General features: G+C 71.7%; 21 protein-coding genes. 10 read left to right on the top strand and 11 right to left on the bottom strand.

The genetic code is table 11. The features are described from left to right. Positions 1–33 precede the first annotated feature (33 nt). Both mutM and pip read left to right on the top strand, forming a co-directional pair. A complete protein-coding gene (gene mutM, locus HBB12_RS20405) occupies positions 34–924 on the top strand; it encodes a bifunctional DNA-formamidopyrimidine glycosylase/DNA-(apurinic or apyrimidinic site) lyase (protein WP_236991023.1) in 891 nt (296 codons plus the stop codon). Between the two features lie 5 nt (positions 925–929). Beyond that, positions 930–1,871, top strand: a complete 942-nt coding sequence (gene pip, locus HBB12_RS20410) for a prolyl aminopeptidase (RefSeq protein ID WP_236991024.1) — start codon at positions 930–932, stop codon at positions 1,869–1,871. 330 nt (positions 1,872–2,201) lie between these two features. Here pip and HBB12_RS20415 read toward each other — a convergent pair whose 3' ends face one another. Genes HBB12_RS20415 through HBB12_RS20440 form a run of 6 tightly spaced genes read right to left on the bottom strand, consistent with a single transcriptional unit; the run spans position 2,202 to position 7,616 of the window. After that, entirely contained in the window at positions 2,202–2,951 is a 750-nt protein-coding gene (locus HBB12_RS20415) for an SDR family oxidoreductase (RefSeq protein WP_236991025.1), read from the bottom strand. 18 nt (positions 2,952–2,969) lie between these two features. Next, positions 2,970–3,626 (bottom strand): ABC transporter ATP-binding protein, encoded by a 657-nt coding sequence (locus HBB12_RS20420; protein WP_236991026.1) that lies wholly within the window; start codon positions 3,624–3,626, stop codon positions 2,970–2,972. After that, on the bottom strand, positions 3,613–4,383 hold the full coding sequence (locus HBB12_RS20425) for an ABC transporter ATP-binding protein (RefSeq protein ID WP_236991027.1): 771 nt from the start codon (positions 4,381–4,383) through the stop codon (positions 3,613–3,615). The genes HBB12_RS20420 and HBB12_RS20425 overlap by 14 nt, the downstream gene beginning before the upstream one ends. Beyond that, entirely contained in the window at positions 4,380–5,312 is a 933-nt protein-coding gene (locus HBB12_RS20430; RefSeq protein WP_236991028.1) for a branched-chain amino acid ABC transporter permease, read from the bottom strand. Before HBB12_RS20430 ends, HBB12_RS20425 begins: the two co-directional genes overlap by 4 nt. Before the next feature lie 31 nt (positions 5,313–5,343). Beyond that, positions 5,344–6,276 (bottom strand): branched-chain amino acid ABC transporter permease, encoded by a 933-nt coding sequence (locus HBB12_RS20435; RefSeq protein ID WP_236991029.1) that lies wholly within the window; start codon positions 6,274–6,276, stop codon positions 5,344–5,346. Then, entirely contained in the window at positions 6,276–7,616 is a 1,341-nt protein-coding gene (locus tag HBB12_RS20440; RefSeq protein ID WP_236991030.1) for an ABC transporter substrate-binding protein, read from the bottom strand. The genes HBB12_RS20435 and HBB12_RS20440 overlap by 1 nt, the downstream gene beginning before the upstream one ends. Before the next feature lie 229 nt (positions 7,617–7,845). On the opposite strand from HBB12_RS20440, the gene HBB12_RS20445 reads away from it, so the two are divergent. From HBB12_RS20445 to HBB12_RS20455, 3 genes are all read left to right on the top strand, one after another. Next, complete coding sequence (locus HBB12_RS20445; RefSeq protein WP_236991031.1) at positions 7,846–8,844, top strand: SDR family oxidoreductase; 999 nt, start codon at positions 7,846–7,848, stop codon at positions 8,842–8,844. A 42-nt stretch (positions 8,845–8,886) separates the two neighbouring features. Continuing rightward, a complete protein-coding gene (locus tag HBB12_RS20450; protein WP_236991032.1) occupies positions 8,887–9,210 on the top strand; it encodes a YnfA family protein in 324 nt (107 codons plus the stop codon). Positions 9,211–9,345: 135 nt separating this feature from the next. After that, positions 9,346–10,551, top strand: coding sequence for an adenylate/guanylate cyclase domain-containing protein (locus tag HBB12_RS20455; protein WP_236991033.1), 1,206 nt, complete (start codon positions 9,346–9,348; stop codon positions 10,549–10,551). Between the two features lie 33 nt (positions 10,552–10,584). On the opposite strand, the gene HBB12_RS20460 is transcribed toward HBB12_RS20455, so the two are convergent. Then, the gene (locus tag HBB12_RS20460) at positions 10,585–11,400 is read right to left on the bottom strand and encodes an alpha/beta fold hydrolase (protein WP_236991034.1); all 816 of its coding nucleotides are present in this window, start codon (positions 11,398–11,400) and stop codon (positions 10,585–10,587) included. A gap of 216 nt (positions 11,401–11,616) precedes the next feature. Between HBB12_RS20460 and HBB12_RS20465 the strand changes: the two genes are divergently transcribed. After that, the gene (locus HBB12_RS20465; protein ID WP_236991035.1) at positions 11,617–12,531 is read left to right on the top strand and encodes a helix-turn-helix transcriptional regulator; all 915 of its coding nucleotides are present in this window, start codon (positions 11,617–11,619) and stop codon (positions 12,529–12,531) included. Positions 12,532–12,610: 79 nt separating this feature from the next. Beyond that, the gene (locus tag HBB12_RS20470) at positions 12,611–13,525 is read left to right on the top strand and encodes a LysR family transcriptional regulator (protein ID WP_236992846.1); all 915 of its coding nucleotides are present in this window, start codon (positions 12,611–12,613) and stop codon (positions 13,523–13,525) included. Positions 13,526–13,549: 24 nt separating this feature from the next. Here the strand turns inward: HBB12_RS20470 and HBB12_RS20475 are convergent, their stop codons facing one another. Both HBB12_RS20475 and HBB12_RS20480 read right to left on the bottom strand, forming a co-directional pair. Beyond that, complete coding sequence (locus HBB12_RS20475) at positions 13,550–14,515, bottom strand: helix-turn-helix domain-containing protein (RefSeq protein WP_236991036.1); 966 nt, start codon at positions 14,513–14,515, stop codon at positions 13,550–13,552. Positions 14,516–14,743: 228 nt separating this feature from the next. Continuing rightward, the gene (locus tag HBB12_RS20480) at positions 14,744–15,646 is read right to left on the bottom strand and encodes a helix-turn-helix domain-containing protein (RefSeq protein WP_236991037.1); all 903 of its coding nucleotides are present in this window, start codon (positions 15,644–15,646) and stop codon (positions 14,744–14,746) included. Positions 15,647–15,751: 105 nt separating this feature from the next. Between HBB12_RS20480 and HBB12_RS20485 the strand changes: the two genes are divergently transcribed. The 3 genes from HBB12_RS20485 (at position 15,752) to HBB12_RS20495 (ending at position 18,359) form a co-directional block, all read left to right on the top strand. Continuing rightward, positions 15,752–17,284 (top strand): sensor histidine kinase, encoded by a 1,533-nt coding sequence (locus tag HBB12_RS20485; RefSeq protein ID WP_236991038.1) that lies wholly within the window; start codon positions 15,752–15,754, stop codon positions 17,282–17,284. Further along, a complete protein-coding gene (locus tag HBB12_RS20490) occupies positions 17,266–17,649 on the top strand; it encodes a response regulator (RefSeq protein WP_236991039.1) in 384 nt (127 codons plus the stop codon). The genes HBB12_RS20485 and HBB12_RS20490 overlap by 19 nt, the downstream gene beginning before the upstream one ends. An 86-nt stretch (positions 17,650–17,735) precedes the next feature. After that, the gene (locus tag HBB12_RS20495) at positions 17,736–18,359 is read left to right on the top strand and encodes a response regulator transcription factor (RefSeq protein ID WP_236991040.1); all 624 of its coding nucleotides are present in this window, start codon (positions 17,736–17,738) and stop codon (positions 18,357–18,359) included. 43 nt (positions 18,360–18,402) lie between these two features. Here the strand turns inward: HBB12_RS20495 and HBB12_RS20500 are convergent, their stop codons facing one another. Both HBB12_RS20500 and HBB12_RS20505 read right to left on the bottom strand, forming a co-directional pair. Then, the gene (locus HBB12_RS20500) at positions 18,403–20,154 is read right to left on the bottom strand and encodes a chloride channel protein (RefSeq protein WP_236991041.1); all 1,752 of its coding nucleotides are present in this window, start codon (positions 20,152–20,154) and stop codon (positions 18,403–18,405) included. A gap of 10 nt (positions 20,155–20,164) precedes the next feature. Then, on the bottom strand, positions 20,165–21,088 hold the full coding sequence (locus tag HBB12_RS20505) for an aminotransferase class IV (protein ID WP_236991042.1): 924 nt from the start codon (positions 21,086–21,088) through the stop codon (positions 20,165–20,167). Between the last annotated feature and the right edge of the window lie 7 nt (positions 21,089–21,095).

The raw sequence follows: 21,095 nt of genomic DNA on the forward strand, positions 1-21,095 counted from the left end.
GTCGCGCCCACCCCCTTTCTCCACGGACGAGAGATGCCCGAACTGCCCGAAGTCGAGACCGTGCGCCGCGGTTTGGAGCCTGCGATGGTCGGCGCCCGCTTCACCGAGGTGGTGCTGAACCGGCCGAACCTGCGCTTCCCCTTCCCGCTGCATTTCGTCGCCCGGGTGAAGGGGCAGGCGGTCACGGCCCTGTCGCGGCGCGCCAAGTACCTCGTCGCCGAACTCTCCTCCGGCGAGGCGCTGATCATGCATCTCGGCATGAGCGGGCGGTTCGACGTCCACCTCCCCGACGGGCGCTCCGTCTCGCCCGGCGACTTCTATCTCGAGGGCGCGCAAGGGCAGTCGAAGCACGACCACGTCGATTTCCGCCTCTCGAACGGCGCCCGGGTCGTCTACAACGATGCCCGCCGGTTCGGCTTCATGGATCTGGTGCCGTCCGCCGATCTCGCCACCTGCCGCCACTTCGCCGGCATGGGCATCGAACCGCTCGGCAACGCACTCTCCGGCGAGACGATCGCGCAGTTGTTCATGGGCAAGCGCACGCCGCTCAAGGCCGCGCTCCTCGACCAGCGGCTGATCGCGGGCCTCGGCAACATCTACGTCTGCGAGGCCCTGCACCGGGCGCGTCTCCATCCGGAGGCGCCCGCCGGGTCGCTCGCCGACGCTGCCGGGCGCCCGACCGCGAAGGCCAAGCGCCTCGCGACCGTGATCCGCGACGTGCTGACCGAGGCGGTGGCGGCGGGCGGCTCGACCTTGCGCGACTACGTCCATACCGACGGCAGCCAGGGCGCCTTCCAGCACGCCTTCCGGGTCTACGACCGGGAGGGGCTGGCCTGCACGGCGAAGGGCTGCCGGGGGGTGGTGCGGCGGCTGGTGCAGTCGGGGCGGTCAACGTTTTTTTGTGAGACGTGCCAGCCGGGGTGACGGCCATGATGGACGCCGCGGCCGATCGCCTCGATCACGGCCTGCTCCCCGTCGCAGGGAGCGCCCGGATCTACTGGGAGATGTCGGGCCATCCGGACGGCATCCCGGTGCTGTTCCTGCACGGCGGGCCCGGCAGCGGCCTCGGGCGCGGCGGCTACCGCCGGCACTTCGACGGCACGCGCTATTGCGTCGTTGGAATCGACCAGCGCGGCTGCGGGCGCAGCCGGCCGCTCGCGACCGCGGACCTCGCCGGCCTCGCCGCCAACACCACGAGCGCGCTCATCGCCGACATCGAGGCGGTGAGGGCGCATCTCGGAATCGAGCGCTGGCTGGTCTCGGGCGTTTCGTGGGGCACCACCCTGGCGCTGGCCTACGCGCAGCAGCACCCTAAGCGGGTGACGACGCTCGTGCTGGCCGCCGTCACCACCACCAGCCGGGAGGAGGTGGCCTGGATCACCGAGGGCGTCGGACGCATCTTCCCCGAAGCGTGGCAGGCCTTCGCGGAGGCGTCCGGCCAGCGCGGGGACGAGCGCATCGTCGAGGCCTATGCGCGGCGCCTCGCGGGCGACGACGCGGCGGACCGGCGGCGCGCCGCCCGCGACTGGATCGCCTGGGAGGCGGCCCACATCTCCCTCGACAGACCGTCGCCCGGACTGCCCGACGACCCGGATCGGGACGCGGTATTCGCGACGCTGGTGACGCATTACTGGGCGAATGACGGCTTCCTGCGCGGCCCGGACGCGATCCTGGCGCGGATGGACCGCCTGCGAGACATCCCCGGCATTCTGATCCATGGGCGTCGCGACATCAGCGGGCCGGCCGTCACGGCATGGCGGCTGCATCGGCTCTGGCCGGAGAGCCGGCTCCATATCGTCGAGGGGGAGGGGCATGGCGGGCTCGAGATGAGCGCGCGGATGCGGGAAGCGACGGATGCGCTGGCGCGCTGAGGAAAGCGCCTCAGCGACCGCGCTTGGTGGCAGAGGCGCGGGTTTCCCCTCTCCCCGCGGGCGGGGAGAGGCCCGAGCTCCGAAGGGGCTCGGGGAGCCCGCAGGGCAAGGGTGAGGGGGTGTTTCCGGAGGAGCCACATCCTGAAACTCCCCCTCACCCTCGCTCCGGCTTCGCCTCCGCTTGCCGCGTCTCCTGAATGGAGACGCGGCCCTCTCCCCGCCCGCGGGGAGAGGAGAAATCCTGAGCCTTCACAGGCAGCCAAGCAGTCTCGGCACGGGCAGTGAACGTTTCCGACCTCGCCCGGTCTCTCGATCAGGCCCGCCCCGCGCTCACACCGTCCGCCCCCCGTCGATCGGCATCTCCACCCCCGTGATGAACTCCGCCTCGTCCGAGGCCAGGAACAACGCCACGTTGGCGATGTCGGAGGCCCGCGACATCCGCCCCAGCGGAATCGTCGCCACGAACTTCGCCCTGTTCTCCGGCGTATCCGGCACGCCCATGAAGGCCTCCAGCAGGCCGGTCTCGCCCATCACCGGGCAGAGCGCGTTGACGCGGATCTTCCACGGTGCCAGCTCGACGGCGAGCGACTTCGACATCAGGTTCACCGCCCCCTTCGAGGCGTTGTACCAGGTCAGGCCGGGACGGGGCCGGATGCCGGCGGTGGAGCCGACATTCAGGATCACGCCGCCGCCATTGTCGCGCATCGCCGGGGCCAGCGCCCGGACGAAGTGGAAGATCGACTTCACGTTGACCCGGAAGACCCGGTCGAAGGCCTCCTCGTCGACCTCCATCAGCGGCTGGTTGCGGTGGGTGGTCCCGGCATTGTTGACGAGGATGTGAGGCGTGCCGAAGGCCTCGGTGGTGCGCCGCACCGCGGCCTCCACATCCAGCGCGCTGCCGACATCCGCCGCGATGGCGATCGCCGAGGCGCCGATCTCACTCGCCACCCGCTCGGCGGCGTCGCCGCGCAAATCGAGCACCGCGATCTTGGCGCCCTCCGCGGCGTAGCGCTTGGCGATGCCCTCGCCGAAGCCGCCGCCGGCCCCGGTGACGATCGCGATCTTGCCGTTCAGCCTCATGGGATCACTCCTTGAATATCAGGCGGCCGAGATCTCGCCGCGCTCGATCTGGATGGTGGTGTCGACGAGCGCCCGCAGCAGGTCCGGGCTGCTCTCGGTGATGAGGATCGCGACGTCGGGAAGCGCGGCGCGCAGGCGGGCCAGGGCCTCGGCGTAGCGCAGCGCCAGCGCCGGGGCGAGGCCCTGGAACGGCTCGTCGAGGAGCACCGCCCTCGTGCCGACCATCAGCGCGCGGCCCAAAGCCACCATCTTGCCCTGGCCGCCCGACAGGCCCGCCGCCTTGCGGGGGGCGAAGTCCTTGAGTTCCGGCAGGAGCGTGTAGACGGCCTCCAGCCGTCGCGAGACTTCCGTCTTGGGTAGCCCGAGCACCTGGGCCGGCAGCAGCAGGTTGTCCTGCACCGTGAAGCTGCCGAACAGCTTGCGCTCCTCGGGCGCGTAACCGATGCCGAGCCGCGCACGGTGATGCGCCGGGACTGAACCGGCCTCCTGCCCGTCGAGGACGAGCCGGCCGGCCTGGAGGGGGAGGAGCCCCATCAGGGCGCGGAGCGTCGTGGTCTTGCCGGCGCCGTTGCGGCCGATGAGCGCCACGCGCCCGCCCGGCGGCACCTGGAGCGAGACGCCGCGGAGCACGGGCGCGCCCGCGATCTCGACCGCCGCCCCCTCAAGCCGCAGCATGGGCGCCTCCACCGGGAGCGATGCCGATCACCGTGCGCTGCACCTCCGGATCGGCGAGGATCCGGGCCGGGGACCCGAGCGCCGCGATCTTGCCCTGCCCCCAGACCGCCACCCGGTCGGCGAAGCGCCCGACCACCTCCATGTCGTGCTCCACGAACACCGCCGTCACGCCCGCCTCGCGCAGGACCCGCACCAGGGTCTCGACGATGGTCATCTTCTCCGCCGCCGCGACGCCGCTCGTCGGCTCGTCCATCAGGAGGAGGCGAGGGCGCAGCGCCACCGCCATGGCGATGTCGACGAGCTTGCGCGCTCCTTCGTTGAGGGCGTCGGCCCGCACGTCGGTGATGCGGGTGAGCCCGAAGCGCGCGATCAGCTCCGCCGCCTCGTCGCGGAAGCGCGGGCGAAGCAGCGGGTTCAGCACCGACCACACGCCCTCGCGGGAAGCGACTGCCAAAGCCACGTTCTGGAGCACGGTGTGCTCGGTGAAGAGCTGCGGCAGCTGGAAGCTGCGCGCGACCCCGAGCCCGACGATGCGCCGCGGCGACAGGCCGAGGATCGGCTTGCCCTCGAAGGCGATCGAGCCGCCTTGCGGCTTGAGGTAGCCGGTCGTCATGTTGATGAAGGTGGTCTTGCCGGCGCCGTTCGGACCGATGATCGCCAGGAACTCGCCGGCCTCGACGTCGAGGTCGATCCCGTCCGCCGCCTTGAGGCCGCCGAAGGCGAGGCGCAGACCCTTTGCCGAGAGAAGCGCGGTCATGCGGCCCTCCTGCGGCTCGAGATCATCCCCCAGATCCCGCCCGGCGCGAACACGATGACGCCCAGCAGCACGAGGCCCAGCACCAGCTGCCAGGCATTGGCGAAGGTGGCCGCGGCATAGACCCGGGTCAGCTCGTAGGCCGCCGCCCCGAGGAACGGACCGATCACGCTGCCGGCCCCGCCGAGGATCGCGATGAAGACGAGCTCGCCGGAGGTGGTCCAGTAGCTCAAGGCCGGGGTGACGTGCCGGGTGGTGAGCGCGATGATCGCACCGGCAAAGCCCGCCATCACGGCCGAGGCGACGTAGGCCGCGAGCAGCACGCGCTTCGGGGACACGCCCATGAAGTCGAGCCGGGTCTCGCGGGTCTTGATGCCGGCCAGCGCCTCGCCGAGCGGGGAGGCGAGCGCCACCCGCACGAGCGCGCCGCAGGCGAGCGCCAAAACCAGGGCGAGGCCCAGCACCGTCCACTCGCCCGATTCGCCTGCCAGCGGCCGGCCGAGGAAGGTCACCGGCGGAAGCCGGATGCCGTCGGCGCCGTGGGTCAGCGCGTAGAACTTCTCCAGCACCGAGTAGAACACCATGCTCAGCGCCAGATTCAGCATGCCGAAAAAGATCTCGCGGTAGCGCACCACGAAGAGCCCGATCAGCAGGCCGACGATGCCGGCGAGCAAGGCGGCGGCGGGAAGCAGCAGCAGCGCCTCCGGCACGAGGACCGCGCCGAACGCCACCGTGTAGGCGGCGAGCGCGAGGTAGAGCGCATGGCCGAAGCTGACCTGGCCGGCCCGCAGCAGCAGCAGGATGCCGAGCACCGCCAGCCCCTTGGCGAGGGCGATGGTGAGCACGAAGCGCAGCCACGGCACCGCATAGGCGAGGACGAGGATCAGCACGGCGCCGGCGAGCGCCAGCAGGGTCTCGGAGCGGCGGGTCATCGCGCGGCCCCTCCTTGAGTGAGAGCGCAGGTCATATCCGCCGGGTCTCCGCCACGCCGAACAGCCCCTGCGGCCGGAACAGCAGCACCGCCACCATGATCGCGTAGGGCACCACCACCTCGAATTCCGGAGCCACGTAGACCGCGAAGGAGCGGCCGAGGCCGATGAGGAGTGCCGCCACAGCCGCCCCCTCGATCTGGCCGAGGCCGGCCGTCGCCACCACCGCGAAGGAGAGCACGATGGTCGAGGCGCCCACACCCGGCACCAGCGAGACGGTGGGGGCCGCGAGCGCGCCGCCCAAGGCCGCCAGCGCCGCCCCGACCGTGAAGGTCAGCATCGTCACCTTGGCGGCGTCGATGCCCATGGCCCGGGCCGCCTCGCGGTCGACCGTGACCGCCACGACCATGCGGCCGGTGAGGGTGTAGCGCAGCACATAGGCGAGGATGGCCAGCGTCGCGAGCGCCACCCCCGGCAGTACGTAGAGCTGGTAGGCGGTGAACGGGATGACGTCCGTCCCGAAGGGGACATCGACGGTGCCGAGCCATTTCAGCGGCGCATCGAACACCACCGGCTGCACGCCCCAGACCAGCTTCTGCAAATCCTCCAGGATCATGAACAGCGCGAAGGTGACGAGGAGTTGCAGGACCGGCTCGCGGTCCTGCATCCGGCGCAGCAGCAGCCGCTCGATCAGCGGCCCGAGCACGACCCCGACCAGCACCGACGCCGCGAGCAGGATCGGCAGGCCGAGCCAGGGCGGCGCGCCGAGCGAGGCGGCGAACAGCCCGATCGACGCGGCCGTGTAGCCGCCGATGGCGTAGAGGCTGCCATGGGCGACGTTGAGCACCCGCAGCACGCCGAACACCAGGTTCAGCCCCACCGCCACCATGAAGACGGCGGCGGCGTAGGACAGCCCGTCGAGCAGGGCGAGCCCGACGAGGATCCCGTTCTCCGACAACCAGGCCATCAGCTCTTGAAGGCCTGCGCCTGCGGGAGCTTCGCCACCATGTCGGGGGTCAGCGTCTTCAGCCAGTCGGCGCTCTTCTGGCCGACCGGCGTCGTCACGGACTCGGCCGGGAAGACGATCATGTCGGTGAGCACCGGGAACGGGTACTTGTCGGAGTGCAGGGTGGTGCCGATCAGCTGGTTCTCAAGGCCCTGGCCGTCCTCGCGGATGCGCACGCTGGCGGTGGGGGAGGGGAATTCGAGGCCCTTGAAGGCGGCAGCCAGTTCCGCATCGGTCGGCCAGCCGCCGTTCTTCGCCGCGACCGCCTTCTCGATGCCGGCCTTCATCGCCGAGACGGCCTGGGCCATGTGGAAGCACGGATAGATCGGCCAGGCATTGTACTTGGCCTTGTAGGTGTCGCTGAAGCGCTTCAGCCGCTCGGGATCGGCCGGGGAGGGGTGCAGGAACCAGTGGTCGCCCCGCGCGCCGACGATGTGGCCGGCGGGCAGCGCCTTGCCGACCCGCTGGAGCGAGGATTCGGCGAGCGGCATCACGAAGGTCGCGCGCTCGAACAGCTTGCGGTCCGAGGCCTGGCGGATCAGCGCGTCGAGGTCGCCGCCCCAGGAGGTCGAGAGGACCACGTCGGGCCGCAAGGCGAGCACGCGGGTGATCTCGGTCGAGAAGTCGGTGGCGCCGAAGCGCGGAAACAGCTCGGCCGAGATCTTCACCCCGGGCTTCAGGGTGTTCATCGCGGTCCGAAAAATGTCCCAGGAATCGCGGCCCCAGGCATAATCCTGGTTGATCACCGCGATCGACTTGAAGTCCGGCTTGACCTTCAGCAGGTAGAGAAGCGCGGCGAGGATCTCCGGCGTGGCGTTGGCCTGGGTGCGAAAAGCGTAAGAGTAGCGGTTATCCTCGAAGATGCGCTGGGTGCCGCAATCCCACAGCAGCGTCGGGCGCTTCAGTTCGTCGGCGAGCGGCGCGCAGGCGATGCAATCGGCCGACGAGATCGCCGCGAAGATCAGGTGCACGCCCTCCGACTGCACCAGCCGGCGATACTCGCCGACCACGTGGTCGACGCCCGGGCCCTCGTCGACGAAGATCGGCCGCACCTTGATCCCACTGATCCCGCCGGCGGCGTTGATCTCGTCGAACAGCATCTCGGCGGTCTGGCGGCCGGGCACGCCGAAGACGCTGGCCGGACCCGACAGGTAGGTGGCGATGCCGACCTTCAGCTCGGCGGGCTTCGCGCCCTGCGCGAAAGCCGAACCGCCCGGCAGCATCAGGCTCGCCCCCGCGGCGCCTGCGCCGATCAGCGCTTCGCGCCGCGTGACGTTTCCGGCACGACCCGTCCCTGCCATCGATGTCCTCCCTGACTTGACCGTGCGGACGGGCCCCTCTGGAGATTGGCGTCGGGGGCCTCGCCGCGTGCGGGATCATGGGGGCGCGGTGACCTCCTGTCCAATAGCTTGTTCGGGCTCCTGTCAGAGGTTCGAGATATGGCAGGAACCTGCAAGCGCGCGCCCGAATGAACGAAGCGCGCCCGTCATCGTTAGGGCCTGGATACCCCCATCCTGTACGGAGGATTCCATGAGCCACGCGCACAAGCCCCTCGCCGAGCAGGTGATCGTCATCACCGGCGGCTCCAGCGGCATCGGGCTCGCCACCGCCCGCATGGCGGCGCGGGCCGGCGCCCGGGTGGTGCTCGCCTCGCGCAACGGCGAGGCGCTGGCGGCGATCCAGGAGGAGATCGAGGCGGCGGGGGGCGAGGCGACCCACGTCGTTGCCGATGTCGGCCGGCGCGAGGACGTGCAGGCCATCGCCGACAAGGCGGTGCAGCGCTTCGGCGGCTTCAACACCTGGGTCAACGATGCCGGCATCTCGATCTACGGCCGCCTGGAGGAGGTCTCGGACGAGGACCACGACCGGCTGTTCCAGACCAACTTCTGGGGCGTGGTCTACGGCTCGCTGGTGGCGGCGCCCCATCTGCGCCGGCGCGGCGGCGCGATCGTCAATCTCGGCAGCATCGCCTCCGATCTCGCGATCCCCCTGCAGGGCATGTACTCGGCGAGCAAGCACGCGATCCGCGGGTTCACCGACGCGCTCCGGGCCGAGCTGGAGCAGGACCGGGCCCCGGTCTCGGTGACGCTGATCAAGCCGGCGGCGATCGACACCCCGTTCCCGCAGCACGCCCGCAACTACCTCGACCGCGAGCCGAAGCTGCCGCCGCCGGTCTACCATCCGGACGAGGTCGCCCACGCGATCCTGCACGCCGCGGTTTACCCGCAGCGCGACATCATCGTCGGCGGCGGCGGCCGCGCCATGACCGGCCTGAAGAAGCTCGCGCCCGGCACCTTCGATCGCCTCGGGGCCGTGATGGCCGGCCAGCAGCTCCGCGCCGAGCCGCCGCGCGATCCGAACGGCGCCCTCCATCGGCCGACGCAGGACGGCCACGTGCGCGGCGACCATCCGGGGATGGTGCGCCACACCAGCACCTACACGCGAGCGAAGCTCAACCCCCTGACCACCGGGGCAGTGATGGCCGGCGTCGGCTTCGCGGCCGCGGCACTCATGAAGCGGCGAGCCTGAGACCGCTTCCGCGAGACGGCACGGCGTGGGAGAAGTCGCGCCATGCCGACCTTCTTCCTCTACGCCGCCGCCGCGCTCGCCGAGATCGCCGGCTGCTTCTCGGTCTGGGCTTGGTGGCGGCTCGGCGCCTCGCCGGTGTGGCTGGTGCCGGGATGTCTCGCCCTCGGCACCTTCGCGTTGCTTCTGGCGCTCACCGAGTCGGATGCCGCCGGCCGGGCCTTCGCGGCCTATGGCGGCATCTACATTGCGGCCTCGCTGCTCTGGCTATGGGGCGCGGAGGGCCAGCGGCCGGACCGGTACGATTGCGCGGGAGCCGCCCTGTGCCTGGCCGGCGCAGCCGTCATCGTGCTGGCGCCGCGGGGGTGAGCCCATGCGTCCGGCAGCCCGACGATTCGGGGCCTGGACCGACAAAACACCGCGAGAATCGACAAGACTCCGGACCGCCGTCATCCGATCCTGCGGCCGCCCGCCGCCCCGGCGGGCGGACCGACCGGGAGGGCCATGATCGAGGATCACGATTCCGGCGGGGAGCCGCCGTCCGGCCTGCGCGATGCACTCATGCGCTGGCTGCTGCACGATGCGGTGGACGAGCGCTTCCTCGACGACGTCTTCGCGGGGTTCTGCGATCGGCTGCGCCGCCACGGCGTCGCGGTGGCGCATGCGACGCTGCACCTGCGCACCAACCATCCGCAATGGCTCGGGATCGAGATCCTGTGGCGGACGGGCTGCCGCGCGCCGCGCTCGCGCAACCTCGATTACGGGCTGTTCGGGACGGAAGGGTTCCGCGGCAGCCCGGCGGCGCGGATCATGGCCGGCGCCGCGATGGTGCGCCAGCGCCGGGGCGAGACGGGGAACGAGGCGCATCCGGAGGTCGCCGGCCTGATGGCGGTGGAGGGCCTGACCGACTTCGTCGCCTGGCCGCTGCGCTACACGTTGGGCAAGCGCCACATGGCGGCCTTCGCCAGCGACCGGCCGGGCGGGTTCATCCCGGCCGAGGTCGAACTCCTGGCCGAGCTGCTGCCGGCGCTCGCCGTCGTCACCGAGGTGCGCCACAAGAACCGCCTGACGCGCCTCCTCCTCGACACCTATGTCGGACCGCATGCCGGCGAGATGATCCTGAACGGCGCGACGCGGCGCGGCAGCGGCGTCACCGTCGAGGCCGCCATCATGGTGGTCGACCTGCGCGGCTTCACCCGGATCTCCGAGCTGTGGCCGCGCGACGACGTGATCGCGCTCCTCAACGACTATTTCGACGCGGTGTGCTGCCCGGTGGAGCGCAACGGCGGCGAGATCCTGAAGTTCATCGGCGACGGTCTCCTGGCGATCTTCCCCCTCGACGGTCCGGACGTGGGCGGGGCCACGCTCCGCGCCGCCGGGCAGGCGCGCCTCGCCATGCGCGACCTCAACGCGGCCCGCGACGCCGCGGGCCAGGAGCCGCTCGGCTACGGGATCGGTGTCCATGCCGGGGCGGTGATGTACGGCAATATCGGCTCGCGCACCCGGCTCGACTTCACCATCATCGGCCCGGCGGTCAACGTGGCCGCCCGGCTGGAAGGGCTGACGAAGGAACTCGACACCGACGTGCTGGTCTCGGGCGCCTTCGCGGCCCTGCCGGGTGTCTCGTCCTCCCTGACCTGCCTCGGCCGCTTCCCGCTGCGCGGCGTCGGCAAGAAGCTGGCGGTCTACGCCCTCGCGGGCGGGAAGTAGGGCGCGGCGCCGACGGCGCCGCGCGGATGCAGGTCAGCCCTGGATGAAGGCCAGGAGGTCGGCGTTGAGCCGGTCGGCATGGGTCGTCGCGGTGGCGTGCGGCGCGCCCGGATAGACCTTCAGCGTCGCGCCGCGGATCATCTCGGCGGCGAGTTTGCCGGTGGACTCGAACGGCACGACCTGGTCGGCATCGCCGTGGACCACCAGGGTCGGCACGTCGATCCTGGCCATGTCGGGCCGGAAGTCGGTCTCGGCGAAGGCGGTGGCGCAATCGACCGTCGCCTTGATCGACGCCGTCAGGGCGATCTGCAGCGTCTGCTTGAACACGCCCGGCGAGACGGTCATCCCCTTGTTGGTGCCGTAGAAGACCGGGTTGAAGTCGTCGAGGAACTGCGCCCGGTCCTTGACGATCCCGGCCTTCAGGGCGTCGAAGAAGGCCTTGTCCGGCCCGTCATGGTCGGCGGTCCTGCCGAAGATCGGTGTGATGGCGCTGACGAGCGCCAGCTTGGCGACCCGCCCCGAGCCGTGCCGGGCGATGTAGCGGGTCACGTCGCCGCCGCCCATCGAGAAGCCGACCAGCACAACGTCGCGCAGGTCGCGCGCCTCGATCAGGGCGGCGATGTCGTCCGCCATCGTGTCGTAGTCGTAGCCGCCCCAGGGCTGGCCCGACCGGCCGAAGCCGCGCCGGTCGAACGCCACCGTGCGGTAGCCGCGCTCGGCGAAGAACAGCATCTGGGCGTCCCACATGTCGGCCGAGAGCGGCCAGCCGTGGCTGAACAGGATCGGCTGCCCCGCGCCCCAATCCTTGTAATAGATCTCGGTCCCGTCCTTCGTCGTGATCGTCGTCATCGCGAGACTCCCCGTTGGCGGCGGGCACGATAGGGCCGGGACGCTGCCCGGGATTGGACGATCGCGGCGCGGCTTGTGCGGATCCGTCCAGCCGCACCGGGATCCCGGGAGTCCGGACCGTTCGTCCGCTCTGTCCGGACCGGGACGTGGATTTTCGGCGCCCGATGCAGCCGACATACCTGCGCGGATGAAGCCCGACATCGAGACGACGCGGTGGTGACCGGCAGCCCGCCGCCGGCGGACCTGTTTCTCGGCGAGCGGTTCGCCGCGCATCTCGGCGTTGCCGGCGATTGGCTGCATGGCGTCCACCGCGAGGATCACCTGCGGATCGGCGTGACGCGGCTCTCCGGCCGGCACGCCCTGGAGGAGCGGCTGGCGCCGACCGTCGCGGAGGACGCGTTCAGCCTCGTCCACCTCCTGCGCGGCCTCGACCTGCACGAGCGATGGTGCGGGGGCAGACGGGTATTCGGCGGCGCCTACGCGGCCGATACGGTGAGCGTGCTCGACCTGCGCGAGCCGGTGCAGTGCCGGCTCCGCGGCGAGGTCGACGCCGTGCAGTACTACGTCCCCCGGGCGGCCCTCGACGCCTTCGCGCGCGACAACGACGCGGGCCCGGTCGACACGTTGGCCTGGTGCCGGCAGACGCCGGACCCGATCGTCGCGTCGCTGTCGCGGATCCTGCTCGCGGCGCCCGCCGCCGGCCCGGCGAACGGCGTGTTCGTCGAGCAGATCTGCCTCGGCCTGCTCGCCCATTTCGCCGGCACCTACGGCCGGATGCGGCCGGGCACGCCCTGCATCGGCGGCCTGGCGGCCTGGCAGGAGCGCCGGGCGCGGGAGATCATGCAGGCGCGCTTCGCGACGCGGCTGACCATCACCGACATCGCCCGGGAATGCGGCCTGACGGCGAGCCACTTCGCGCGGGCCTTCCGGCGCAGCACCGGCCAGCCCCCGCACCGGACCCTCACCGAGATTCGGATCGAGCGCGCCAAGGCGCTGCTGCGGGACGAGGCCCTGTCCCTCTCCGACATCGCGCTCGCCTGCGGCTTCAACGACCAGAGCTACTTCACCCGCATCTTCACCCGCGCGGTCGGGTCGAGCCCGGGGCAGTGGCGGCGGGCGCATCGGGGGTGAGGGCGCGCGCAGCCGGCGGCTTGTTCCGCCCCCGCCCGCATGGCATCCGGGGGCTCGGCCCGGATCGACGGCAGGGGTGATGGACAAGCTCGCCGGCCTATCGGTGTTCGTGCAGGTCGCGGATTCCGGCTCCTACGCGGCCGCCGCGCGGGTGCTCGGCCTCACGGCGTCCGCCGTCGGCAAGACGATCCTGCGCCTGGAGGAGCGGCTGGAGGTCCGGCTGTTCCACCGCAACACCCGCAGCCTCAGCCTCACGGCGGACGGGGTGAGGCTGCTCGAACGCGGCCGCCCGATCATGGAGGCCGTCGCCGCGGCCGAGCGCGAGATCGCCGAGGCGCGCGGGGCCCTGCGGGGCCAGCTGCGCGTCAGCGTCCCGCTGGTCGGCCGGCCGTGGAACCGGGTCTTCCTGGCCTTCATGGCGGCCCACCCGGAACTCGAACTCGAGCTGGTCTCCACCAACCGCCTCGTCGACATGGTGGAGGAGGGGTTCGATGCCGCGCTCCGGATCGGGACGCTGAAGGATTCGCGCCTGCGCACGCGCCGCCTCGGCGGCTTCCGCCTCGTGCTCGTGGCATCGCCCGGCTACCTCGCCCGCAGCGGCGCGCCGGCCACGCTCGACGACCTCGACCGGCACGATTGCCTGCGCAGCCGCAACGCCTCGACCTGCCAGCTCGACGGCTGGCCGCTCGGCCCCGACCACGCCCGGCGCAGCGCCCGCCTGGGCATCCGCTGCATCGCCGACCACGACGAGATGCTGCTGACCGCGGCCCTCGGCGGCGCCGGGATCGCCTGCATCCCGGAATTCTGGGCCAGCGAATCGATCCGGGCCGGCGACCTGCGGATCCTGCTCCCCGACGAGACCGTGAACCGGCGCGAGGTCGCCGCGATCTGGCCGGGCGGGCAGGTCGCCTGCCCGAAGGTCGCGGCCTTCGTGGCCTTCCTGGCCGAGCACCTTCCCCCGGTCCTCGCCGGATCGGAGGTGGCCGGGCCGTGAGCGCTGCCGGAGCGGCGCCCCGCCTCACCGAGAGGCTGGCGCAGGGTCCCGGCTGACGGCTCGTGCCGTCGCCCGGCCATCGGCGACGGCGTACGCCCCCTCGTGGGCGTCGCCATGCTCGCGATGCAGCCGCCGCCACTGCCCCGGGCTGGTGCCGACCGCCTGCGAGAAGGCGCGCGTGAAGTAGCTCTGGTCGCCGAAGCCGCAGAGCAATGCCACCTCGGCCAGCGGCAGCGCGGTGCCGAGCATCAGGCGCTTGGCCTCGTCGATCCGCAAGGCCGTCAGGTAGCGGTGCGGCGAATGCCCGGTGCTGCGGCGGAACGCGGCGGCGAAGTAGCTCGGCGACAGCCGGCAGGCCTCCGCAACCTCGGTGATCGTCAGCGGCGTGGCGAGGCGGGCCTGCATCAGGTCCCTGGCGCGGCGCTCCTGCCAGGGTGAGAGCCCGCTGCGGACGGGGGCCGGGGCCGGGGCCGGGCCGTCGCCGTAGCGCTCGATCGCGTGGGCGAGGAAGGCCATCGCCACGTGCTCGGCGAACATCGCCCGGGCCGGATCGGGCTCGGCCATCTGCGGGAGCAGCAGGTCGACGAGGCCTGCGGCGACCGGGTCCCGGTCCGCCCGGGGCCAGGCGAGGCGCGAGGGCCGGGCGAGGCCTTCCTCCCGCGCGAAGGAATCGAGGAGGGCGTGGGGCAGGTAGAACTGGACCACGTCGAGGGGGCCGCTCATCGTCGAGACCGGCGAATCCGTCAGGCTGACGACGCTGACGGCCTGTTCCGGCACGCCGCCGCAATGCCGCTGGCGCCCGCCCACCGTGAAGGCGTGGTGCTGCAGCGGCTGGAGCTGCACCACGATGCTGTAGGCCGCCTCCTGCTTCAGCGGTGCGGTCCGGGTGCCGGGGGCGAGCACGCCGCGCAGGCGGGTGACGACGAGGGGGCTGCCGCGATGGGCGAGCGTCAGGGACGAGTCCGCCGCGACGCCGATATGGCGGGCCATGCGCTCGCCGTTCAGGCCGCTCGCCCGGTTCGACGGGAGAGGCCTTGCCCGGTCGGGCCGGTGCGCGGCACCTGATCTCGCCTCGCGGCGATCATGGGATGCAAGGTCAGGGGAAGATCTGGGACAGTCGTTGAGATTCATTCCAATCACCCGGCTCTGACGGGTTCATGATCTCATCCTCTGCGACAAGCGTCTTCGCGATTCCTGCTCTGTCGTTTGCCGTCCTTGCTATTGCGGGCTTTGCTGGCGGCGATAATCCCCCGGGGTGCAGCCGGTGGCGCGCTTGAACGCGCTGGTGAAGGTGGATTGTCCGGAGAAGCCAGAGCGCAGGGCGATCTCGCCGAGCGGCATCCCGGTCCGGGCCAGGAGACGGCGCGCCTCCTCGAGGCGCGCGGCACTGACGAAGCTGTGCGGCGTGCTGCCGGTGACCGCCTTGAACATCCTGGCGAAGTGGAACGGGCTCAGGCAGGCGACTTCGGCGAGTTCCGCCACCGTCAGGTCGCGGTGGAGGTTGTCGCGGATGAAGTCCGTCACCCTGCGGATCCGGGCCTGGCAGGTCGATCCGGCCTCCTCCGCTTCCGCGCCGTCCGGGCGATCGTGGCCGTACATCTGCGCGACCCGCGCCACCAGGGAGAACGAGGCCGCCTCGACCAGCATCCGCCCGGCGGCGGTCTCGGTCCTGAGCTCGCGGCCGATGGCGAGCCCGAGCTGGCGCACCAGGTCGTCGTCGACATCGGCGAGGTAACGGACCGCGTCGGCGCGGATGCGGGCATCGCCGTAGAGGTCGGCCATGCGGGCGAACCCCTCGGCCGGCAGGTAGACGTGGAGGATGTCATGCAGGGGGCCCGAGATGACGATGTCGTCCTCGGCCACTCCGACCGGGCAGAACCACACCGTGCCGGCCTCGACGGCATTCCGCTGGCGCCTCCCGGCGCCCTTCCGGCTGACATAGGCGCCGGGGCTGCGCCGCGTGGCGATGGTGATCTCCATCTGGGTCGGCACGATCGCCGGCAATTCGCCGGGCGGGTGGCAGCGCAACTCCGCCGCCACGCCCGACCAGCCCCTTCCTTGCGAAGAGGCGACGAGGCCGGCCCTGGGAAACTTGAACGCGCCGTGCCGATGCAGATCCATGCGCGGCAATGTCCAAGCCGCGGAGCCTCGACGCTATTATACACCCGTATCGGCGACGGGGGCGCCCGGCTTCGCCTACACACCGCTCCCCAACTGGATGTCGGCATGAACCAGGGCTCGGCACAGGTCTTCTCGCGGTGGCCCAGCCTCGCTTCCGCCGGCGACGCCTCCGCCGCCGCCGACGCGCTGCCGGCCTGGATGCTCTCCGCGCCGCGGCGCCGCTGGCCGGGTCTCGTCGGGGATGCGGGCAAGGCCGGCCTCGCTGTCGGGATGCCGGCCGTCGTCGTCGGATGCTGGGCGGGCCTCTCCGGCGGGAACGGCTGGATTTCGGCCGCCGCATTCGCCGCCACGGTGCTGGGCATCCTGCACATCGCCGGCCTGCGGCGCCGGCTGCGGGCGAGCGAGGCGCGGTTTTCCGCGATCTTCGAGCGCGCCGGGATCTCGATGTGGCGGGAGGATTGGAGCGCAGTCGGCGAGGCCGTGGCGTCCTTGCGCCGGGCCGGGGTGTCGGACATCGAGGGCCACTTCGCCGTCCGGCCCGCGGAGCTGCGGGCCTTGTGCGGCAGGGTCCTGATCCGGGACGTCAACGCCTTCACGCTGGAGGAGACCGGAGCGCCGGACAAGACGGTCTTCGTCGGCCCCCTCGACCGGCTCCTGCCGCCGACCGACCAGACCTTCGTGCAATGGCTGGTGGCGATCGGCCGGGGCGACCGCTTCTTCCGCTCGGAGGCGCATATCGTGGGGGCCGACGGCAACCAGGCCGACGTGCTGTTCACCGCCATGCTGCCGCGCGATCCCGAGGGCTTCTCCGACATCCTCGTCACCTCCCTCGACATCACCGCCTACAAGCGCGCGCAGGCGCGACTGGCCGAGGCGGAGAGCGGCCTCGCCCGCGCCGCGCGCTCGGTCACCGTGGGGGCGGTGAGCGCGTCGATCGCCCACGAGGTCAACACGCCGCTCGCGGCGATCGCCGCCAACGCCCAGGCCTCCTTGCGCTGGCTCAGGCGGCCGGAGCCGGACCTCGCCGAGGTGACGGCCGCCCTCGAGGACGTCGTCTCCGAGGCCAGGCGCGCCCGCGACGTGGTCGCCCGCACGCGCTCGCTCTTCGGCACGGCCGCCCCGGCGCCGGTGCCGATCGATGTCGTCGAGGCGGCGCGGGAAGCGACGCTGATCGCCGAGCGGGAGCTTCGCGCCAACGGCGCCGCCGTCCTCCTGACCGCCGAATCCGGTCTCCCGCCGGTCGCCGGCGACCTCGTCCAGATCGAGCAGGTGCTTGTCAATCTCCTGGTCAACGCCGCCCAGGCGATGGTGGGATCGCGCGGGGGCCGGACGATCGGGATGAGCGTGCGGGCCGAGCCCGGCGCAGTCCGCGTCACGGTGAGCGATACCGGCCCGGGCGTGGCGCCCGAGGAGCGGGCGCGCATCTTCGCGCCGTTCCACTCCACCAAGGCGGGCGGCATGGGCATGGGGCTGGCGATCTGCCGGACCTGCATCGACGCCCATGGCGGCGACCTCTGGGTCGACGAGGCGCCGGGCGGCGGCGCCGCGTTCCACATCAGGCTCCCGGTCCAAGATACGGGCCAAGATACGGGCCAACATCGGGCTCGAGACCCGGCCTCATGCCCGTCGCCGGCCTGACCTCCCGCCTCGTCGCGATCGTCGACGACGATCCCGCCGTCGGCCTCGCCCTGTCCCGGCTGATCCGCTCCCTCGGCTACGCGCCGATGCTGTTCAAGGAGGCCGGGCTCCTGCTCGCCGCCCTCGGCGCCGTCGAGCCTGCTTGCGTCGTCACCGACCTGCAGATGCCGGGCCTGTCGGGCCTCGACCTGCTGCAGCGGCTGCGGGTGCGCCGCCCAGGCCTGCGGGTGATCCTCGCCACCGCCGCGCCGAGCGCCGCGAACCGCCGGCAGGCCCTCGATGCCGGGGCCTTCGCGTATCTTGCCAAACCCTTCGAGGCCGAGGAACTCGCGCGCTGCTTGTCGGACGTGTTCGACACGCCGTGATTCCGTGTTAGACCCCATAAGGTCGCGCTACCCGAAGGGCCCGACGGCGAGCCCACCGCGGGAGACGCAGCGCAAAACCCAGCCTCATGCAGACCGGCACCGTTCACATCGTCGACGACGACGCGGCCCTGCGGACGGCGCTCGTGCGCCTCTGCGTCTCGGCCGGTCTGAAGGCCCTGGGCTACGCCGACGCCTCGGCGCTGCTTGCCGATCCGGGCATCGCCCGGCCCGCCTGCATCCTCCTCGACGTGCGGCTGACCGACGAGAGCGGCCTCGACGTCCAGGCCCGGTTCCAGGCCTCCGGCACCACGATCCCGATCGTCTTCCTGACCGGCTACGGCACGATCCCGATGACCGTGCGGGCGATGCGGGGCGGGGCGGTCGAATTCCTGACGAAGCCCGCCGACGACGAGGCGATCCTGGAGGCGATCGCGCGGGCGCTCGCCCTCGACGCCGCCGCCCAGGCCGCCCAAGCCGCCCAGGCCGCGCTCGCGGGCCGGCTTGCCTCCCTCACTGGCCGCGAGCGCGACGTGTTCGGCCTCGCCATCGGCGGCCTGATGAACAAGCAGATCGCCGCGGAGCTCGGCGTCTCGGAGATCACCGCCAAGGTCCACAAAAGACGGGTGATGGAGAAGATGGAGGCCCGCTCGCTGGCCGACCTCGTCCGGATGGCGAGCGAACTCGGCATCGACGCGCCCCGCCAGCGGTGACCGGCCGTGAGGCCCCGGGCAAGGCCATAGCGGGGCAGGGCGCTCAGGTCGGCGCCAGGTCGCGGCTCGTGCGGTCCAGTTCCTCGCTGTAGCGGCGTAGCGCGTGCTGCTCCGTCAGGAGGCCGATCACCCGCCGGTCGCGGGCACCGGCCACCACCGCGAGCGCATCGGCCTCCGCCCGCTCGAACACCGCGAGCGCCTCCTTCACGTTCATCTCCGGCGTCAGGACCTCGTCGCACAGGTGCAGGACCTCGCCGAGCGCTTCGACCTCGCGCGCTGCATCGTGCAGTTCCTGAACGTAGGCCATGCCGGCATAGAGGCCGTCGGTGCCGAGCACGACGACCCGCTGCGTCGAGCCCAGGGGGAATTCGCGCCGGAAGCCCTTGACCGGCATGTCGACCCGCACGGTGCGGATGTCCGGCCGCATGGTCCGTCCGACGGTGAGGCTGCGGATCCAGCCGACATCGAGTGCGCTGCGGATCGATTCGCCGCGCAGGTGGAAGCGCCACGTCGCGAAGGAATAGCCGAAGGTCCGCCGCACCGTCAGCGAGGCGACGACCGAGGCCGCCAGCACCGCGATGGTGAGCGGCAGGCTGCCGGTGGTCTCGAGCGCGAGGAACGCCATGGTGAGCGGACCGCCGAGGATCGCCGTCGCCATGGCGCTCATCCCGACGATGCCGAGCACCACCGCCGGGACCTGGAGCGAGAACAGCGACATCCACGCGAAGGCGACGAGCTTGCCCAGCATCGCGCCGAGGAAGAGCGAGGCGAAGAACAGGCCGCCGCGAAAGCCGCTGCCGATCGAGATGGCGGAGGCGACCGCCTTCAGGACGATCAGCGCGACCAGGAAGGCCGGGGTGTAGAACGCCTCGAACCCGACATGCAGGGCGCTGTGGCCCGAGGAGAGCACGGCCGGGGTGACGAGGGCGAGGGCCCCCACGGCGAGCCCGCCGAGGGCCGGCTGCAACGGGACCGGCACGCCGCTGCGGCGGAAACCCGCCTCGACGAGGGGCACGCCGCGCATCACCGCGATGGCGACGCCCGCGCAGACGAAGCCCATCGCGAGGATCGGCGCGTAGTCGCGAAGCGCCAGCGTCCCGGCGAACCCGATCTGGAACGAGGACGGCTCGACGAGAAGCCGCATGGCGCCGACCGCGCAGATCGACGCCGCGGCGACCGGCGCCAGCGAGCCGATCGCGTAGGCCCCGATCACCAGTTCGAAGGCGTAGAAGGCGCCGGTGAGCGGCGCGTCGAAGGCGGCGGCAATGGCCCCCGCGGTGCCGGCACCGACGATCACCCGCATGTCGCTGCGCCGGAGCCGGAACGCCCGGCCGAGCTTGGAGGCAAGCGCACCCGCCGCCTGGGTGTAGCCCGCCTCCATGCCCACCGAGGCACCGAAGCCGTTCGACAGGAGGGTCTGCGCCACGACGATCAGGCTGTCGCGCCCCGAGATCCGGCCGCCATGGAGGGCGTTGGCCTCGATCGGGTCGACGATGCGGCCGGTCCGGCGGTAGCGGGCGAGCAGAATGCCGAAGCCCCCGAGGAGCAGCCCGCCGAGGGCCGGGACCAGGAGCGCCTGCCAGGGCGCGACCGCCTCGGCCCCGCTCAGCGCCTCGCTCGGCAGGCCGAACAGCCGGACATGCATCGCCCGCGCCGCCAGGACCATCGCGGCGACGACGAGCCCGGCGAGGAACCCGACGAGGCCCGAGAGCAGCGCGACGAGGATCTCCTCCTGCCGCACGAGGCGGCGCAGGACGAAGGAGGGCCGCCACGCGGCCGCCCGGCGCAAGGCCATCGCGGCGATCCTAGCGGAGCGTATAGGCCTGGTAGAGCCGGGCGACCTCGGCGGTGACCGGGCCCGGCGCGCCGGTGCCGATGCGGCGGCCGTCGATCCGGGTCACCGGAGTGATGCCGCCGAGCGTCCCGGTCACGAAGGCTTCCTCGGCGGCATAGGTCTCGGCCAGGGTGAAGTCGAGCTCGCGCACGGTGCCGCCGGCCTCGCGCCAGACCTCCATCACCTTGCGGTGGGTGATGCCCTTGAAGTTGCACCGCCCCGTCGAGGTCCACAGCTCGCCTTTTCGGACGATGAAGAAGTTCGTCGAGTTGCAGCTCGCCACGAAGCCGGACTGGTCGAGCATCAAGGCCTCGTCGGCCCCGCAATTGATCGCCTGGATCAGCGCCTGGATGAAGTTGAGGCGGCTATGCGAGTTGAGCCGCAGGTCGAACACGTCCGGCGTGCTGCACCGGATGGTCGAGGTCATGAGGCTGAGCCCGGCCGCCTTGGCCTCGGGCCGCGGGGTCTTGTACTCGGCGATGATGACGATCGTCGCCCGGCCCAGAGCGAAGCGGGGATCCTGGTTCGGCGTGCGCTTGCGGCCGCGGGTGACCATCAGGCGGATATGGGCGCCGTCCCGCATCCCGTTGCGGTCGAGGGTCGCCCGGATCGCCGCGACTATCTCCTCGCGGGCGAGCCCGATATCGAGGGCGATCGAGCCCGCGCCCTCGTAGAGCCGGTCCATGTGGTCGTCGAGGGCGAGCAGCTTGCCGTTGACGAGGCGCAGGCCCTCCCACACGCCGTCGCCGAGCACGAAACCGGCATCGAAGACCGAGACCGACGCCCGGTCGCGGGGGACGAACTCGCCGTTCACATAGACGAGCACGCCGTCGTTGCGGGGATCGTCGAGATAGCCCTGCGCGCTCGACGCGCTGGTGGTCTGGGTGCCGGACAAAGGAAAT

This window comes from Methylobacterium sp. SyP6R (assembly GCF_019216885.1).
Lineage (GTDB): Bacteria > Pseudomonadota > Alphaproteobacteria > Rhizobiales > Beijerinckiaceae > Methylobacterium.